General features: G+C 41.1%; 17 protein-coding genes. All 17 read left to right on the top strand.

Going from position 1 to position 18,718, the window contains the following annotated elements; all coding sequences use genetic code 11:
• A partial coding sequence (locus DXN33_RS09285; RefSeq protein ID WP_142745838.1) for a YhbY family RNA-binding protein occupies window positions 1–279 on the top strand: 279 nt, incomplete at its 5' end.
• A gap of 51 nt (window positions 280–330) precedes the next feature.
• Window positions 331–960, top strand: coding sequence for a nicotinate-nucleotide adenylyltransferase (locus tag DXN33_RS09280; protein WP_000963709.1), 630 nt, complete (start codon window positions 331–333; stop codon window positions 958–960).
• Window positions 960–1,553: a bis(5'-nucleosyl)-tetraphosphatase (symmetrical) YqeK gene (yqeK, locus tag DXN33_RS09275; RefSeq protein WP_115904941.1), complete on the top strand. Its 594-nt coding sequence runs from the start codon at window positions 960–962 to the stop codon at window positions 1,551–1,553. Before DXN33_RS09280 ends, yqeK begins: the two co-directional genes overlap by 1 nt.
• Window positions 1,554–1,907 carry a ribosome silencing factor gene (rsfS, locus tag DXN33_RS09270; RefSeq protein WP_115904940.1) on the top strand — a complete coding sequence of 118 codons (354 nt, stop codon included), beginning with the start codon at window positions 1,554–1,556 and terminating at the stop codon, window positions 1,905–1,907. It begins immediately after the preceding gene.
• A gap of 109 nt (window positions 1,908–2,016) precedes the next feature.
• Window positions 2,017–2,757, top strand: coding sequence for a class I SAM-dependent methyltransferase (locus DXN33_RS09265; RefSeq protein WP_309544226.1), 741 nt, complete (start codon window positions 2,017–2,019; stop codon window positions 2,755–2,757).
• Between the two features lie 9 nt (window positions 2,758–2,766).
• Entirely contained in the window at window positions 2,767–3,864 is a 1,098-nt protein-coding gene (locus DXN33_RS09260) for a nucleotidyltransferase (protein ID WP_115904939.1), read from the top strand.
• Window positions 3,865–4,204: 340 nt separating this feature from the next.
• Window positions 4,205–6,952 (top strand): SIR2 family protein, encoded by a 2,748-nt coding sequence (locus tag DXN33_RS09255; protein WP_115904938.1) that lies wholly within the window; start codon window positions 4,205–4,207, stop codon window positions 6,950–6,952.
• A gap of 334 nt (window positions 6,953–7,286) precedes the next feature.
• Window positions 7,287–8,900 carry a ribonuclease Y gene (locus DXN33_RS09250; RefSeq protein WP_115904937.1) on the top strand — a complete coding sequence of 538 codons (1,614 nt, stop codon included), beginning with the start codon at window positions 7,287–7,289 and terminating at the stop codon, window positions 8,898–8,900.
• Between the two features lie 128 nt (window positions 8,901–9,028).
• Window positions 9,029–9,655, top strand: coding sequence for a guanylate kinase (gmk, locus tag DXN33_RS09245; RefSeq protein WP_000775041.1), 627 nt, complete (start codon window positions 9,029–9,031; stop codon window positions 9,653–9,655).
• Window positions 9,656–9,679: 24 nt separating this feature from the next.
• On the top strand, window positions 9,680–9,994 hold the full coding sequence (gene rpoZ / locus DXN33_RS09240) for a DNA-directed RNA polymerase subunit omega (protein ID WP_000979235.1): 315 nt from the start codon (window positions 9,680–9,682) through the stop codon (window positions 9,992–9,994).
• Window positions 9,995–10,059: 65 nt separating this feature from the next.
• Window positions 10,060–12,456: a primosomal protein N' gene (locus DXN33_RS09235; protein ID WP_115904936.1), complete on the top strand. Its 2,397-nt coding sequence runs from the start codon at window positions 10,060–10,062 to the stop codon at window positions 12,454–12,456.
• 12 nt (window positions 12,457–12,468) lie between these two features.
• The gene (gene fmt / locus DXN33_RS09230) at window positions 12,469–13,404 is read left to right on the top strand and encodes a methionyl-tRNA formyltransferase (RefSeq protein ID WP_115904935.1); all 936 of its coding nucleotides are present in this window, start codon (window positions 12,469–12,471) and stop codon (window positions 13,402–13,404) included.
• Window positions 13,397–14,710, top strand: coding sequence for a 16S rRNA (cytosine(967)-C(5))-methyltransferase RsmB (gene rsmB / locus DXN33_RS09225; protein WP_181897312.1), 1,314 nt, complete (start codon window positions 13,397–13,399; stop codon window positions 14,708–14,710). Before fmt ends, rsmB begins: the two co-directional genes overlap by 8 nt.
• 14 nt (window positions 14,711–14,724) lie before the next feature.
• Complete coding sequence (locus DXN33_RS09220) at window positions 14,725–15,465, top strand: Stp1/IreP family PP2C-type Ser/Thr phosphatase (RefSeq protein WP_115904933.1); 741 nt, start codon at window positions 14,725–14,727, stop codon at window positions 15,463–15,465.
• On the top strand, window positions 15,462–17,387 hold the full coding sequence (gene pknB / locus DXN33_RS09215; protein ID WP_115904932.1) for a Stk1 family PASTA domain-containing Ser/Thr kinase: 1,926 nt from the start codon (window positions 15,462–15,464) through the stop codon (window positions 17,385–17,387). The genes DXN33_RS09220 and pknB overlap by 4 nt, the downstream gene beginning before the upstream one ends.
• Before the next feature lie 88 nt (window positions 17,388–17,475).
• Window positions 17,476–18,234 carry a threonine/serine exporter family protein gene (locus DXN33_RS09210; RefSeq protein WP_084925579.1) on the top strand — a complete coding sequence of 253 codons (759 nt, stop codon included), beginning with the start codon at window positions 17,476–17,478 and terminating at the stop codon, window positions 18,232–18,234.
• Between the two features lies 1 nt (window position 18,235).
• Entirely contained in the window at window positions 18,236–18,685 is a 450-nt protein-coding gene (locus DXN33_RS09205; RefSeq protein ID WP_000176927.1) for a threonine/serine exporter family protein, read from the top strand.
• The last annotated feature ends 33 nt before the right edge of the window (window positions 18,686–18,718 follow it).

Here is an 18,718-nt window from a genome sequence, read left to right as displayed (position 1 = left end):
AACAGCCAGGCACACACCCTCAAACCCATCATCCAAATCGGGAAAAATGGACTCAACGACCAAATCAAAACCAGCGTCCGTCAAGCTCTTGATGCCCGTGAATTGATCAAGGTGACTCTTTTGCAAAACACCGATGAAAATATCCACGAAGTAGCTGAAATTTTGGAAGAAGAAATCGGTGTGGACACAGTCCAAAAAATCGGACGAATCTTGATTTTGTTTAAACAATCCAGCAAGAAAGAAAATCGCAAGATTTCTAAAAAAGTCAAAGAAATCTAAAAACGATACTCCAAATAACTGTTTTTACAGAGAAATAAAGGAGACTAGCCTATGGCAATCGAATTATTGACTCCCTTTACCAAGGTAGAGTTGGAGCCAGAAATCAAGGAGAAAAAACGCAAACAAGTCGGGATTTTAGGGGGGAATTTTAACCCTGTTCACAATGCTCATCTCATTGTTGCGGACCAAGTACGGCAACAGTTGGGACTAGATCAAGTTCTGCTTATGCCTGAATACCAACCTCCTCATGTAGATAAAAAGGAAACAATCCCTGAACACCATCGTCTCAAGATGCTTGAGTTGGCGATTGAGGGGATTGAAGGTCTGAATATTGAAACTATTGAGTTGGAGCGCAAGGGCATTTCCTATACCTACGACACCATGAAGATTTTAACAGAGAAGAATCCAGATACGGATTATTACTTTATCATCGGTGCCGATATGGTGGACTATCTGCCTAAGTGGTACCGAATTGATGAACTGGTTGATATGGTTCAGTTTGTGGGAGTTCAGCGCCCACGCTACAAGGCAGGGACTTCTTATCCAGTTATCTGGGTGGATGTGCCTCTCATGGATATCTCGTCCAGCATGGTGCGTGACTTCCTTGCCCAAGGTCGGAAACCTAACTTTCTCCTACCTCAGCCTGTGCTAGACTACATCGAGAAGGAGGGGCTCTACTGATGGCCTATCAAGACTATATCAACTGCTCCCGTGAGGCTTTGTTGGAAAAAATGGCAGAGCTTCTACCTGAAAAACGCTTAACCCATTGTTTGGGTGTGGAGCGTGCAGCCATAGAACTGGCTCAGCGATTTGGAGTTGATGCCGAGAAAGCAGGGCTAGCAGGTCTTCTTCATGACTATGCTAAGAAGTTGTCAGATCAGGAATTTCTGGACTTGATTGACCGTTATCAGCTAGACCCTGACCTCAAAAACTGGGGCAATAATGTCTGGCATGGTATGGTTGGCATCTACAAGATTCAGGAAGATTTGAATTTGCATGATTCTGAAATTCTACGAGCCATTGAAATCCATACAGTCGGTGCTGGTCAGATGACAGACCTAGATAAAGTCATCTACGTCGCAGACTATATCGAGCACAATCGTGCCTTTCCAGGAGTTGATGTGGCGCGTGAGATTGCAAGTTTGTCACTTAATAAGGCAGTAGCTTATGAGACAGCTCGCACTGTGGAGCATCTAGCTCATCAGGGATTCCCTATCTATCCCCAAACCCTTGAAACCTATAACGCCTTTGTGCACTATTTGAAAGAGGACTAAATGAACGAAAAAGAATTACTAGAACTAGTCGTGAAAGCGGCTGATGAAAAACGTGCAGAGGATATCCTCGCACTTGATGTACAAGATTTGACTAGCGTGACGGATTACTTTGTTATTACTAGTTCAATGAATAGCCGTCAGTTGGACGCTATCGCTGATAACATCCGTGAAAAAGTAGCGGATGCAGGCTTTAAAGGTAGCCATATCGAAGGCGATGCAGCTGGAGGTTGGGTCTTACTAGACCTCGGCGCTGTCGTTGTGCATGTCTTTTCAGAAGAAATGCGTGCCCACTATAACCTAGAAAAGCTATGGCATGAGGCAAATTCAGTAGATATTTCAGAAGCTCTTGTTTAGAAGATGAACTCAGTTGTAGTCAACTGGGTTTCTTTGCTTATTTTAGAAAAATTGATAGAAAGGTAAAGGGCGAGTGGTGTTTGCCATTGACGCTCTTGGTATCATGATTATGGCAACTTATGAAACTTTTGCGGCTGTTTACGATGCGGTCATGGACGACAGTTTATACGATAGATGGACGGATTTTTCGCTTCGTCATTTGCCTAAGACCAAGGAGAGAAAGAAACTCTTGGAACTGGCTTGTGGGACAGGAATTCAATCTGTGCGCTTCTCTCAGGCTGGTTTTGATGTGACTGGACTGGACCTGAGCGCGGATATGTTGAAGATTGCTGAGAAGAGAGCTGCTTCAGCCAAGCAAAAGATTGATTTTATTGAAGGCAATATGCTAGATTTGTCTAAGGCAGGTCAATATGATTTTGTCACGTGTTACTCGGACTCAATCTGCTACATGCCGGATGAGGTGGAAGTAGGGGACGTCTTTAAGGAAGTTTATAATGCTCTTAATGAAGATGGAGTTTTCATCTTTGATGTGCATTCAACCTACCAGACAGATGAAGTTTTTCCAGGCTATTCCTACCATGAAAATGCGGAAGATTTCGCCATGCTCTGGGATACTTATGAGGATGCAGCACCTCACTCTATCGTCCATGAGCTGACTTTCTTTATCAAGGAGTCTGACGGTTCCTTTAGTCGTCACGATGAAGTGCATGAGGAGCGGACTTATGAGGTCTTGACCTATGATATTTTGCTGGAGCAGGCTGGATTTAAGTCTTTCAAACTCTATGCAGACTTTGAGGACAAAGAGCCTACAGAAACTAGTACCCGTTGGTTTTTTGTTGCGCAGAAGTAGGAGAACATCATGACCATCACAGGTATTATCGCGGAGTTTAATCCTTTTCATAATGGGCATAAATACCTGCTGGATCAGGCTGAGGGACTGAAAATTGTTTCCATGTCTGGGAATTTCATGCAACGTGGAGAGCCTGCTATCGTAGACAAGTGGACTCGGGCCCAGATGGCGCTGGAAAACGGAGCAGATTTGGTGGTTGAATTGCCCTTTCTAGTCAGTGTTCAGGCGGCAGATTTCTTTGGCCAAGGAGCTGTGGATATCTTGGCTCAGTTGGGCATTGATAGCCTAGTTTTTGGTACGGAGGAAGTTCTAGATTACCAGAAAATCGCTGACTTATACACAGAGCAAGGTGCTGAGATGGAGAATTTTGTGGAAAATCTGCCTGATTCTCTTTCCTATCCACAGAAAACCCAAGCTATGTGGCAGGAATTTGCAGGTCTTGATTTTTCAGGCAATACGCCCAATCATGTTCTTGCTCTGGCCTATGCCAAGGCGGTTGCAGGACGCAACATCAACCTGCATCCGATTCAGCGTCAGGGGGCTGGTTACCATTCTGTCGACAAGGATGTGGACTTTGCCTCGGCGACAGCCCTCCGTCAGCACCAGAAGGACCAACACTTCTTAGAACGCTTTATGCCATCTGTTGCTCTCTTTGAGCAGGCTAATAAGGTGAGTTGGGACAACTATTTTCCTTTGCTCCGCTATCAAATCTTGTCAAATCCCGACCTAACTACTATCTATCAGGTCAATCAAGAAATGGCTGTGCGCATCAAGGATGCCATCAAGACAGTCCAGTCTGTGGAAGAATTTGTCGAAGCGGTTGCGACCAAGCGTTATACCAAGGCGCGTGTCAGACGCCTTTTGACTTATATTTTGGTGCAGGCTAGAGAAAATGACTTGCCAGAAGACATTCATGTCCTTGGCTTTACCGAAAAAGGCAGACAACATCTCAAGTCTCTGAAAGAGCAGGTCCATCTAGTCAGCCGAATTGGCAAAGAACCTTGGGATGCTATGACCCAAAAGGCAGACCAGATTTACCAACTGGGAAATCCAAGTATAGCAGAGCAGAATTTTGGAAGAGTACCGATAAGAATAGAAACAAACTAAGTCTACTGAAAGGTAGGCTTTTTATTTTAGAAATTTTAGCTAATAAATTAAAGATAAAGTTGTTTGGAAAATGACATATTTCATAAGTTAAAAAGCCAGTGAAAAATTTTAGTATAATAACTAGATTCTTGTCCCTTGAACCCGCTTTATGCTTGTTATTTTGTGGTATAATGAAGAGAACTGGTTATATTAAAAATCATAAATTGAAAATAAAAGACAAATAAATTTTTATATTTATAAACCATGATAAACTTTTGTTTAAGATGATGTAATAAAAAAGAAGATTTATAAGGATAATTTGTATTTAGATAATACAAGCTAATAATAGGATGGTTCAAATATGGAAGAAAATTATAACTTATCTATAACTCAACTAAAGAATTCTATTAAAGAAAATTCCTTAGTTTTGTTTGTCGGTGCAGGGATTTCAGCAAATTCTAATCTGCCAACTTGGGGCGAATTGATTCAATCATTAAAAAAAGAGTTGAACTTACCAGAAGAAAGAACAGATAGTCCCCTGAGAATTGCACAGTATTATTATGATACTTTTGGAAAAAATCAGTACACAAAAAAGATAGAAGAAATTTTCTTTAAGAAGGGTTTAAGTAAACCAAATGAGTTACATAAATTAATAGAAAAAATAGCACCAAAACATATCATTACGACAAACTATGATTCACTTCTGGAGAGTCAGTTTGAAAGTGGCTTGTTAAAGTACAATGTAGTAGCTGAAGATAAAGACATCCCTTATACGAGTTCGGAAAGATACTTGATTAAAATGCATGGTGACTTCAGTAAGAAAAATATTGTTTTGAAAGAAGATGATTATTCAGACTATCATTTGAACTTCCCAATGATTTCTACTTTAATCCAGTCATTGATAATGAATCATACTCTATTGTTTGTGGGGTATTCTCTAAGTGATTCGACTTTTAATTCAATTTTTAGAATGATTCAAAATACATTTAAATTGGATGCTAAAAATGCTTATTTTTATACTCCCGAGGAACCGTCTATGATCATTCGAGAGTATTATAAGAAGCAAGGAATTTTCATTATCTCTAATGAAGAGAATCTAGGTCAGGAGACATCAGAAAAACAGAACAAATTGTATTGCAGGACAAAAGATTTTTTAGAGGTTCTATCAGAAAACCGAAGTCAAGATGTAAATAATGCTGATGATTTATGGAATCAACTGGCTTTTTTAGATAGACTTAGTTTTATTGATGCGAAAGATTTTTCTAGATATTCTGATTTAAAGAAAAGGGCTTTAAACTGGGATGATGAGTATTGCTGGTTTGGAAATGATCAATTAAGATTTGAAATTGATGGTCATGAAGAATTACGAATTATGGTATCTAAAAAATCTTTATTAAACCGCTTTCTAGATATGGAGATTGGTGAGCCTAGAGATTTAAAGGGGAATCGATTCTTAAGTAAGGCTTTTAAGTTGTATGAAGAAAAACAATATTCCTTAGCAAAAGCAAAATTTAGAGAACTAGCTAATATAGCATTTCGTCAGAAAGACTATTTTAATTTTTTAGTTTGTGAATTTAATTTTCAGCAAATTCAAATAATTGATAGATACGAAAAAACACCTAGTTATGCAGAGCCACTTTATGATGGAGAATTAAACGAATTAACAGAACAAATTATTAACTCGGTTACAGGAGATGAGAAAAAGATTATAGAATTTTTTAGAGATTCAATCCTTAGTCTCAATTTTTTATATAAAAAATTAGAAACGATTAATGAATTATTTGATGAAATTCGTGAAGAGCATGAAAACTATAGAAGAGGAGGGTGGTCTGAAAATAATCATCTCTTTAATGCGGAGTTTACAGTAAAAAATCTTTATAACTTTTTAAAATTAAATTGTTTATGTGTTGAACATTATAAGATTTATAAATCAATCATTAATAGATATTTAGAAATATTATTACTCAGTTATGATAATTCATATGTCAAACCTGAGGCAAGTGTTTTTGATAGAACAGCCTCTTGGCTTAAAAATCTTGATTTGGATGATGTCCAATTAATTCTGCCGAGTATAGATTTTAAGGTTGTAAATTTATATTTTAGAAACTATTCATTTGGCAAAATAAAAGTTACTGAGGAAGCAAAAGAATATTTGTTGAATCGAATTACTCATCTTCAAGAAAGTCTTAAAATTACTGAGGATGAAAAACTTCGAGAACTTAAAAATATACTAACTTTTCTTCCTCTTGTTGATGATATTGACATAGAAAGAGTAATAGATATTTTAAATACTCAGACACTGTATTATAATTGGAGCGAGGAAGTTAAGGGACTTATTAAAAATGTCCTCGCTAATATGGATGCTATTGATAAAAATTCATTGAAATCTAAGATAATTGGGATTGTAAATAAACATTTAAATGAAATTTTGGAGAAAAATTTTTCTCTATATAATTCAGTGTATCCACTCTATTCACGGTTACTAGAATATTGCTCAACTGATAAGGAAACTGCAATAATAGTACTCGAGAAGTTTAATACAGATATTTTAAGAATAAAATATAAAAATGACAATATAAAAAATATCATAGAATATTCTGACTTGATATGTCACTTATTTAAGTATTTTGAAGATGATATTAAAGATGACATTCTAGATATTTTAAAAGCTTATGAAGAATCAGAAAACATTATTTACCATAAAGTAATTGATCTGATGAGCTCTAATGTCTATGATTTTCCTCAGATACAAAATAAAATCTACCATTATTTGATTAAAAGAATTAATGATAAAAGAGTTGAGGGGGTTAAAACTTTTCCAGAACCAAGAGAAAAATCTGTATCAGATTTATACAGATTAAGTAGAAAAGGATATTTTTCTGATTTTGAGATTTTAAAAGATATTGAAGAGGATATTCGAGGACTTTATCCTGAAGTAGATTGGACCTGGTTCCATGATAGAAGTGATGATGTTATCCATCGTCTATTAGAATATAGAACTCCCAATAATATTAAAACTTATTTTTCAAAAAATGACGAAGATAATAAATTGATTAATGAGTATATTTTAAAAGCTCTCGATGAGGATAAACTAATACTTAAGAAATAAATTGATACAACTAAATAAAAAAACAGTTAATTTATGACAAATTTGACCTTGAAGAGAAGCTGTAATTTCCTAAAGTGAATTTTCAAAGACTTGAAAGTAAAATGTTTGAATTTAGCGGAACACTATTCGGCACGGTACAAGATAATCCATAGCTGTAGAGATTCTGTGGAACTTTTTGATAGTGACAATGAGTTATCTACTCAAAAATTCAAGGGACTGTAGTCCCAAAACTTCACACAAAACTCTTCAATTTAGGTTTGTGAAAATCACTTTTTTATGGTAGAATGTAAAAGAATGTATGTCATTCGGAATAACAATAAAATGAGGTAAAAACATGGAAATCATGTCGCTTGCGATTGCTGTTTTTGCCGTCATCATTGGTTTAGTCATTGGATATGTCAGCATCTCAGCCAAGATGAAATCATCTCAGGAAGCTGCAGAGTTGATGCTTTTAAATGCTGAACAAGAAGCAACTAATTTACGTGGACAAGCTGAGCGTGAAGCAGATTTACTTGTTAATGAAGCCAAACGTGAGAGCAAGTCTCTTAAAAAAGAAGCACTATTGGAGGCCAAAGAAGAAGCCAGAAAATACCGTGAAGAAGTGGACGCTGAATTCAAATCAGAACGTCAAGAACTCAAACAAATCGAAAGTCGCTTGACCGAGAGAGCTACTAGCCTTGACCGTAAAGACGACAATTTGACGAGTAAAGAACAAACACTTGAACAAAAAGAACAAAGTATTTCTGATAGAGCGAAAAACCTTGATGCGCGTGAAGAGCAATTAGAGGAAGTCGAAAGACAAAAAGAAGCAGAGCTAGAGCGTATTGGTGCCCTGTCTCAGGCAGAAGCACGAGATATTATCTTGGCTCAGACAGAGGAAAACTTGACCAAGGAGATTGCTAGCCGCATTCGTGAAGCTGAGCAAGAGGTCAAGGAACGTTCTGACAAAATGGCCAAGGACATCTTGGTTCAAGCCATGCAACGTATCGCTGGTGAATATGTGGCGGAGTCAACAAACTCAACGGTTCACCTGCCAGACGATACTATGAAGGGACGCATTATTGGTCGTGAAGGTCGTAACATTCGTACCTTTGAAAGTTTGACAGGGGTTGATGTCATTATCGACGATACACCAGAAGTGGTGACCTTGTCAGGATTTGATCCGATTCGTCGTGAGATTGCCCGTATGACTATGGAAATGTTGCTCAAAGATGGTCGTATCCACCCAGCTCGTATCGAAGAGTTGGTTGAGAAAAACCGTCAAGAGATTGACAATAAGATCCGTGAATACGGTGAGGCGGCAGCCTATGAGATTGGTGCGCCAAACCTTCACCCTGACTTGATGAAGATTATGGGACGTTTGCAATTCCGTACTTCATATGGACAAAATGTCTTGCGTCATTCGATTGAGGTTGCTAAGTTGGCTGGTATCATGGCGAGTGAGCTTGGTGAAAATGCGGCTCTTGCCCGTCGTGCTGGATTCCTTCACGATATCGGAAAAGCCATTGATCGTGAGGTTGAGGGTAGCCACGTTGAAATCGGTATGGAATTGGCCCGTAAGTATAAGGAACACCCAGTTGTGATCAATACGATTGCTAGCCACCACGGAGATGTTGAAGCTGAGAGCGTCATTGCAGTTATCGTTGCTGCAGCAGACGCCTTGAGCGCAGCTCGTCCAGGTGCTCGTAGTGAGTCTCTTGAAAGCTACATCAAGCGTCTCCATGATTTGGAAGAAATTGCTAACGGCTTTGAAGGGGTACAAAATAGCTTTGCCCTTCAAGCAGGACGTGAAATCCGTATCATGGTCAATCCAGGACAAATCAAGGACGACAAAGTCACAATCTTGGCTCACAAAGTTCGTGAGAAAATTGAAAATAATCTCGATTACCCAGGAAATATCAAGGTAACCGTGATTCGTGAGCTTCGTGCAGTAGATTATGCTAAATAAATAAGAAAGAGCAGTTGAAAAATTACTGCTTTTTTGTTACACTAGATAGAAAGACTGTAAAGGATAATCTGGCTTTTTGCCATTATTCTAGAGAAATGTTATTTCACAGACTGACTAAAGGAGACACAATGGCAGACCGAGGCTTACTAATCGTTTTTTCTGGTCCTTCAGGGGTTGGAAAAGGAACGGTTAGAAGAGAGATTTTTGAGAGTTCTGAAAACCAATTTCAATACTCTGTATCGATGACGACACGCGCACAACGTCCTGGAGAAGTGGACGGTGTTGACTATTTCTTCCGTACTCGGGAAGAGTTTGAAGAGCTGATTCGTCAAGGTCAGATGTTGGAATATGCAGAATATGTCGGCAACTACTATGGAACTCCTCTGACCTATGTCAATGAAACCTTGGACAAGGGAATCGATGTTTTCCTTGAAATTGAGGTTCAAGGAGCTCTTCAGGTCAAGAAAAAGGTTCCAGATGCTGTCTTTATCTTCCTGACACCACCAGATTTGGATGAATTGCAAGATCGTTTGGTAGGACGTGGAACAGACAGTGCAGAAGTGATTGCCCAACGAATCGAAAAGGCCAAGGAAGAGATTGCCCTTATGCGAGAGTATGATTATGCGATTGTCAACGATCAGGTGCCCCTAGCTGCTGAGCGTGTCAAACGTGTTATTGAAGCAGAGCACTTCCGTGTGGATCGTGTCATTGGTCACTATCAGGAGATGTTACCGAAATCTCCAACTACCCGATAAAATTTAGAAAATAGGTACAAGCAAATGATGTTAAAACCCTCTATTGATACCTTGCTTGACAAGGTTCCATCAAAATATTCACTCGTAATCTTGGAAGCAAAACGTGCCCATGAATTGGAAGCAGGCGCGCCAGCAACTCAAGGTTTCAAGTCTGAAAAATCAACTCTTCGCGCTTTAGAAGAAATCGAATCAGGAAACGTTACAATTCACCCAGATCCAGAAGGAAAACGTGAAGCAGTGCGTCGCCGTATCGAAGAAGAAAAACGTCGCAAAGAAGAAGAAGAAAAGAAAATCAAAGAGCAAATCGCTAAAGAAAAAGAAGATGGTGAAAAAATTTAAGGTTGGGGGGACTCAATCTTATTTTTTCTATTGCAAGAATGTACTGACAAGGAGGAGGTGAGAGGATGGCCATAGCTAAGATTATCGTAGATGTGCCCTTGATGCAGACGGACCAGCCCTATAGTTACAGGATTCCTGAGGAATTTGAGGGAATGCTGGAAGTTGGGATGCGGGTTCATGTGCCCTTTGGTAAGGGCAATCGCCTGATTCAAGGGATTGTTCTTGGTTTGGATTCTCAATCAGATGAGGAAGAGATTGAGCAAGATTTAAAAGATATTGTCGAGGTACTGGATTTTTCTCCTGTACTCACGAAAGAACAACTCTGGCTGGCTGAAGAGTTACGCAAGTCCGTCTTCTCCTACAAGATCTCCATCCTCAAGGCTATGTTACCGGGATTTCTGAACTCTAGCTATGATAAGATTCTCTATCCTCTGGCAGGTCTGAGTCAGGAAGACCGAGAGCGCTTGTTTGGTTCAGAGGATTCGCTTGCCTTTTCTTCTCTGGATTTAGGTAAGCAAGCTGAAATGATGCGATTAACTAGAAAAGGCCTGCTTGGTCTAGAATATCAGGCGATTGATCAAAAGAAGGTCAAGACCCAGTCTTGGTATGAGGTGAATCTTGCTCTATTAGAAGGTGTCGAGATTTCTGCACGCGCCAAGAAAAAGTTGGAACTGAGAGACTATTTGTTGTCTCATCCTGAGAGTACTTCCTTGGCTAGTTTGTTAGAGTCCTATTCGAGGGAGCAAGTCAACTTCTTTGTGGAACAAGGTGCTGTTACCATAGTCCAAAAGGAAGTTCAACGCTCGGCTGCTTATTTTGAAGGCATTGAGGCAAGTCAGCCTTTGGAGTTAAATCCTGAGCAAAGACAGGCGCGAGATGCGGTTGTGAGTGCTATTGGCAGTCATCAGCCTCCCTTCCTCCTTCAAGGGATTACAGGAAGTGGGAAGACCGAGGTTTACTTGCAGATTATCCAAGGTGCCTTGGACAAGGGCAAGACAGCTATTTTGCTGGTACCTGAGATTTCCTTGACTCCTCAGATGACCGAGCGTTTTATCGCTCGATTTGGTGAGAAAGTGGCCATTCTTCACTCAGGCCTTTCCAATGGTGAAAAGTATGATGAATGGCGCAAGGTGGAGCGTGGCGATGCTCAAGTTGTGGTTGGGGCCAGATCGGCCATCTTTGCTCCTCTGAAAAATCTGGGTGTCATGATTATCGATGAGGAGCATGAGGCGACTTATAAGCAGGACAGTAATCCTCGTTACCATGCCAGAGAAGTCGCTATTTTACGGGCTCAGTATAATCAAGCAGCTCTGGTACTTGGTTCAGCAACTCCTAGTCTGGAAAGCCGTGCGCGAGCTGGCAAAGGCGTTTATCAACACTTACGTCTGACCCAACGGGCCAATCCTTTGGCTACGATTCCAGAGGTTCAAGTGATTGACTTTCGAGACTATATCGGACAGAATGAGACGTCAAACTTTACGCCCCCTTTGCTAGAGGCTATCCAAGACCGTCTGGCTAAAAAAGAGCAGGTGGTTCTCATGCTCAATCGCCGTGGTTATTCTAGCTTTGTCATGTGTCGGGAATGTGGGACGGTAGATACTTGTCCCAACTGTGACATTTCTCTGACCTTGCACATGGATACTAAGACCATGAACTGTCATTATTGTGGTTTTTCTAAGGACATTCCTCAGGTCTGTCCTAACTGTAAGAGTCGCAGTATTCGTTACTACGGGACGGGGACACAGAAGGCTTATGACGAGCTGGCAGAACTCTTTCCCCAGGCCCGTATTTTGCGGATGGATGTGGATACGACTCGTAAGAAAGGTAGTCATCAAGCCCTATTAGACCAGTTTGGACGAGGGGAAGCGGATATTTTACTTGGAACACAGATGATTGCTAAGGGATTGGATTTCCCCAATGTGACCCTAGTAGGAGTTCTCAATGCAGATACCGCCTTGAATCTGCCTGATTTCCGTTCTTCTGAGAGAACCTTCCAGCTCTTGACTCAGGTGGCAGGCCGTGCAGGTCGTGCGGAAAAAGCTGGGCAGGTATTGATCCAGTCTTACAATCCTGAGCACTATGCTATTCGATTTGCCAAGGAACAGGATTACGAAGGATTTTATGCCTATGAAATGGGAATCAGACGCCAACTAGGTTATCCACCTTACTATTTCACCATTGGCATTACCCTTTCTCACAAGAAAGAAGAAGAGGTGGTCAAACGTGCCTATGAAGTTATGAACATTTTGCGCTCAGGCCTGTCTGAAACCAGTAACATCCTTGGGCCGACGCCAAAACCCATTGCTCGTACCCACAACCTCTATCATTACCAAATTTTAATTAAATACCGTTTAGAAGATGAGCTGGGGCCGACCCTCAACCAGGTCTTGGCCTTGACTCAAGAACGGGAAAATAGTGAGCTCCGTCTTAGCATTGACCATGAGCCGCAGCAATTTTTATAAGAAGGAGAAGATATGACAAAATTAATCTTTATGGGGACACCCGACTTTTCAGCAACAGTCTTAAAAGGACTTTTGACAGATGACCGTTACGAAATTCTAGCCGTTGTGACCCAGCCAGACCGTGCTGTCGGACGTAAAAAAGTGATCCAGGAGACCCCAGTTAAACAAGCTGCCAAAGAGGCAGGACTTCCTATCTACCAACCTGAAAAATTATCTGGAAGTCCAGAGATGGAAGATCTTATGAATCTAGGAGTGGATGGAATTGTGACTGCTGCTTTTGGGCAATTTCTCCCAAGTAAACTCCTTGATAGCATGGACTTTGCGGTCAACGTTCATGCTTCCCTTCTTCCAAAACACCGTGGTGGTGCGCCTATCCATTATGCCTTGATTCAAGGGGATGAGGAAGCTGGTGTGACCATTATGGAAATGGTCAAGGAAATGGATGCAGGAGATATGATTTCTCGTCGTAGTATTCCAATCACAGATAAGGACAATGTCGGCACCTTGTTTGAAAAATTGGCGCTAGTTGGTCGTGATTTGCTTTTGGATACTTTGCCTGCCTATATTGCTGGTGATATCAAACCTGAACCGCAGGATCCAAGTCAGGTTACTTTCTCGCCAAATATCAAACCCGAGGAAGAAAAGTTGGATTGGAATAAAAGCAATCGTCAACTCTTTAACCAAATCCGTGGGATGAACCCCTGGCCTGTTGCCCATACTTTCTTTAAGGGCGACCGCTTTAAGATTTATGAAGCCCTACCAGTAGAAGGTCAGGGAAATCCAGGTGAGATTCTGTCTATCGGCAAGAAAGAATTGATTGTCGCAACGTCAGAAGGAGCTTTGTCTCTCAAACAAGTTCAGCCAGCAGGTAAACCTAAGATGGACATTGCTTCCTTCCTCAACGGAGTTGGACGGACATTGACTGTAGGAGAACGATTTGGTGACTAAAGTAGAAACGGCTAGAAGTTTAGCTCTAGCAGTATTAGAGGATGTTTTTATCAATCAAGCATACTCAAACATCGCCTTAAATAAGCATCTCAAGGGAAGCCAACTTTCTGTAGCAGACAAGGGCTTGGTGACAGAGATTGTCTATGGAACGGTTGCCCGTAAACTGACTCTGGAATGGTACCTGTCCCACTTTATAGAAGACAGAGACCAGTTAGACAGCTGGCTCTATGTCCTACTTCTCATGAGCGCCTACCAGCTCCGCTATTTGGACAAGATTCCAGATCATGCTGTGGTCAATGAAGCAGTAGAATTGGCCAAAGTCCGTAAAAAAGGCAGTGAAAAATTGGTCAACGCTGTCCTTCGCCGTATCTTGCGTGAAGGCTGGCCAGATATTGCTAGCATCAAGCGAAAAAACAAGCGTGATTCCGTTGCCTATTCTCTCCCAGTTTGGCTTGTGTCTAAACTTAAGGAAGAATACGGCGAAGAGCGAGCGCAAGCTATTTTTGAAAGTCTTTTGGTGCGCAATAAGGCCAGCATCCGCGTGACTGATTTAAGTCGAAAAGAAGAAATCCAAGTCTTGTTGGAGGCCAGTGATTCATCCTTGTCTCCCTCTGGTCTTGTGAAGGAGCAAGGCCACTTTGCGGGATATGACCTATTTTCAGAGGGAGCCATTACCATCCAAGACGAGTCCAGTCAGCTTGTTGCTCCGACGCTTGATTTACAAGGTGATGAGCAGGTTCTAGATGCTTGTGCAGCTCCAGGTGGAAAAACAGCTCATATAGCCTCTTATCTCACGACAGGTCAGGTAATTGCTCTGGATTTATATGACCACAAGTTGGACTTAATCCAAGAAAATGCCCAACGTCTAGGGGTTGCAGAACGAGTTCAAACGAAAAAATTGGATGCCAGAAAGGTGCATGAGTTTTTTGGTCAGAATTCATTTGATAAGATTTTGGTGGATGCTCCTTGTTCAGGAATCGGTCTTCTGCGTCGCAAACCAGATATCAAATACAACAAAGAAACGGCAGATTTCGCGTCCTTACAGGAAATTCAGCTAGAAATATTAGGTAGTGTTTGTCAAACACTACGCAAAGGTGGTATAATAACTTATAGTACCTGTACTATTGTCTCAGAGGAGAACTTTCAAGTCGTTCAGGCATTTTTAGAAAGTCATCCCGACTTTGAGCAGGTAAAACTAGAACATGAATGTAAGGATATCGTGAAAGATGGTTGTATTCTCATCACACCTGAATTGTATGGAAGTGATGGATTCTTCATCAGTCAATTTCGCAAGATATCGGATTAGGAAGGAACTAACACATGGAAATTTCATTATTAACAGATGTTGGTCAGAAACGAACAAATAACCAAGACTATGTCAACCACTATGTCAATAGAGCTGGACGTACTATGATTATCCTAGCTGATGGTATGGGAGGTCATCGCGCAGGGAATATCGCTAGTGAAATGGCGGTAACAGACCTAGGTGTAGCTTGGGTTGATACACAAATCGATACGGTTAATGAAGTGCGTGAATGGTATGCTAACAACCTTGAGATTGAAAATCAAAGGATTAACCAATTGGGACAAAATGAAGCCTATAAAGGAATGGGAACAACCCTTGAGGCTGTAGCCATTATTGATAATCAGGCTATCTACGCCCACATTGGGGATTCTCGTATCGGTTTGATTCGTGGAGAAGAATACCACCAGTTAACGAGCGACCATTCTTTAGTCAATGAATTGCTTAAGGCAGGTCAATTGACGCCAGAAGAAGCTGCTAGCCATCCACAGAAAAATATTATTACCCAGTCAATCGGTCAAAAAGACGAAATTCAGCCTGATTTTGGAATAATCACCCTTGAGCCTGGGGACTATCTCTTACTCAATAGTGATGGCTTGACAAATATGATTTCAGGAAGTGAGATTTCTGATATTGTAACCAGCGATATTTCTTTGGAAGATAAGGCAGCAACCTTGATTCGTTTTGCCAACAATGCAGGTGGTTTAGACAATATCACAGTTGCCCTTATTGCTGTTAATGAGGAGGCAACAGAATGATCCAAATCGGCAAGATTTTTGCCGGGCGGTATCGGATTATCAAACAAATTGGTCGAGGAGGCATGGCAGATGTTTACTTGGCTAAAGATTTGATTCTAGACGGGGAAGAAGTGGCGGTAAAGGTCCTGAGGACCAACTACCAGACAGACCCGATTGCTGTGGCTCGTTTTCAGCGGGAAGCGAGAGCCATGGCAGATTTGGACCATCCTCATATCGTTCGGATTACAGATATCGGTGAAGAAGAGGGACAACAGTATCTCGCAATGGAATATGTTGCTGGATTAGACCTCAAACGCTATATCAAGGAACATCACCCTCTTTCAAATGAAGAAGCGGTTCGAATCATGGGACAAATCCTCTTGGCTATGCGCTTAGCCCATACTCGAGGAATTGTTCACAGGGATTTGAAACCGCAAAATATCCTTTTGACCCCAGATGGGACTGCCAAAGTTACAGACTTTGGGATTGCAGTAGCCTTTGCAGAGACGAGTTTGACTCAGACTAACTCAATGCTAGGTTCTGTGCATTATTTATCACCAGAGCAGGCGCGTGGTTCTAAAGCAACTGTGCAGAGTGATATCTATGCCATGGGAATTATTTTCTATGAGATGCTGACAGGTCATATTCCTTACGATGGGGATAGCGCAGTGACCATCGCCCTCCAGCATTTCCAGAAACCACTGCCATCGGTTATAGCCGAAAATCCATCTGTGCCTCAGGCTCTAGAAAATGTTGTTATCAAGGCAACTGCTAAGAAATTGACAGATCGCTACAAATCAGTCGCTGAAATGTATGTGGATTTGTCGAGTAGTTTGTCTAATAATCGTCGTAATGAACCAAAGCTAGTCTTTGACGATGCAACTAAGGCAGATACTAAAACTCTTCCTAAAGTTCCACAAAGTACCTTGACTTCTATTCCTAAAGCTCCGGTACAAGAGGGAAGACCTCAGCCTAAGCCCCAGCCTCATCAGACAGAAAAACCAGTACCTAGTCCAAAGCCAACCAAACGGCGTCGCATGAAAGCACGTTATCCAATTTTATTTGCGACCTTCTTGTTGGTTGTGGCATCCTTAGTATGGATTTTATATAGAACGCCTGCTACCATTGCCGTTCCAAAGGTGGCAGGTCAGACGGTTGCTGAGGCTAAAGAAGCGCTTAAGAAAGCCAATTTTGAGGTTGGTGAAGAAAAAACAGAGGCTAGTGATAAGGTTGAAGAAGGTCGTGTTATTCGTACCGATCCTGACGCTGGTACGACACGCAAAGAAGGAACAAAAATTAATTTGATTGTGTCTTCTGGTCAGCAATCCTTCCAACTTGGAAATTATCTTGGACGAAAATCTAGTGATGTAGTGGCAGAGTTGAAGGGTAAGAAGGTTCCAGAAAATCTGATTAAGATTGAGGAAGAAGAATCCAACGAAATCGAAGCCGGTACAATCATGAAACAAAGTTTACCGGAAGGAACAACCTATGATCTTAGCAAGGCAACTCAAATAGTTTTGACAGTTGCTAAAAAAGTAAATTCGATTTCAATGCCAAGATATATTGGTTCAACTCGAGAATTTGCAGTTAATAATCTTACAGAGATATATGGAATTAAAAAAGCTAATATCGAAGTTGTAGAAGTGTCTACTGCTCCTGAAGGAACAGCTGAGGAGACTGTTGTAGAGCAAAGTCCAAAACCGGGTGGAAAAATTGATTTAGCCAGCACACGTATTAAAATTTCGATTTATAAACCCAAAACACCACCATCAAGTTCCTCTTCAACGTCAGTTCCACGTGGTAACCAAGGTTCACCTACTACTCCAAATCAAGGGAATCAACAAGGTGGCCAGCAAGGAAATCAACAAGGAAATCAACAAGGAACGGTTCCTACTCCGACTCAACCAAATAGTGAAGGAAACCACGAAAATTCTCGTGATTAAACGAATCTTTGTCATGATTTCATGGCAAAGATTTTTTTTGACTCCAGATTTGTGATAGAATAGAGAAAGTAACTAAAAGGAGGAAAGCATGGAAGAATCAAGAGAACTAAATGCCGTTATCGATGTGATTATGCTAGCAGGAACCATTCTCCTCAAAAGTGGTTCAGAGATTCATCGTGTAGAAGATACCATGATTCGTATTGCGCATTCGCAGGGGATTGTGGATTGCAATGTTCTTGCCATGCCTGCCGCTATCTTTTTCTCCATTGAAAATACCAATATTTCTCGCATGAAGCGCGTGACTTCCTCTTCTTATAACATCGAAAAAGTCTGCGATGTGAACCAGATTTCTCGTCAGTTGGTAGGAGGAAAGCTTGATTTAGAGACGGCCTTCAAGCAATTGACGGCCTTGCAAGCTCAACCTCTTCCCTATACTAAGTTGCAGGTAACTCTGGCTGCGACCTTTAGCGCCCCTTTCTTTTCGATTATGTTTAGTGGAAATATCTACGACGCACTTGGGGCAGGAGTGGCTACCTTATTTGGTTTTGCCTTTTCCCTCTATGTGGAGAAGTTTATCCGAATTCCCTTTGTAACGGCCTTTGCTGGAGCTTTTGTCTTTGGGATGATTGCCCAGTTTTGGGCTCGCTACACAGGCTTTCCTTCAACGGCAGACTTGATTATAGCTGGTGCGGTCATGCCTTTTGTTCCAGGAATTGCCTTGACCAATGCGGTTCGTGATATTATGACTAACCACATAAACTCTGGTATGAGTAAGATGTTTGAATCCCTGCTCATTACCCTTGCTTTAGGGGCAGGAACTTCTGTCGCCTTGGTATTGATGAACTAATATGACACTAACAACCTTTTTATTACAAGCAGTAGCAAGTCTTCTTGCTATTATCACTTTTTTAATCGTACTCAATGTTCAACGTTCTATGCTCTTACCAGGAGGGATTTTGGGCATGGCTGTCTGGCTAATTTATCTTTTGCTCAAGGAACCGACCAATGTTATTGTGGCTACTTTTATTGCAGCCATTATCGGTTCTTGTGTCAGCCAGATTTTGAGTATCCTTTATAAGACCCCTGCTGTAGTCTTTATCTTGGCAATCTTGGCACCTCTGGTTCCGGGTTATCTTTCCTATCGGACAACTGCCTTTTTTGTGATAGGGGATTACAATCATGCCATTGCTAGTGCAACCTTGGTTGTTATGTTGGCTTTGGTGATTTCCATTGGAATGGCTAGCGGAACAGTGATTCTTAGACTTTATTCCTACTTAAGAAAGCAGCATAATGGTTAGAATAATAAGCGACTTGATTTGGTGAATCAAGTC

The sequence above is a fragment of the Streptococcus sp. NM genome (genome assembly GCF_003390135.1).
Taxonomy (GTDB): Bacteria; Bacillota; Bacilli; order Lactobacillales; family Streptococcaceae; genus Streptococcus.
Note: the sequence above shows the minus strand (reverse complement) of the source record. Positions and strands in the feature narration are given on the sequence as shown.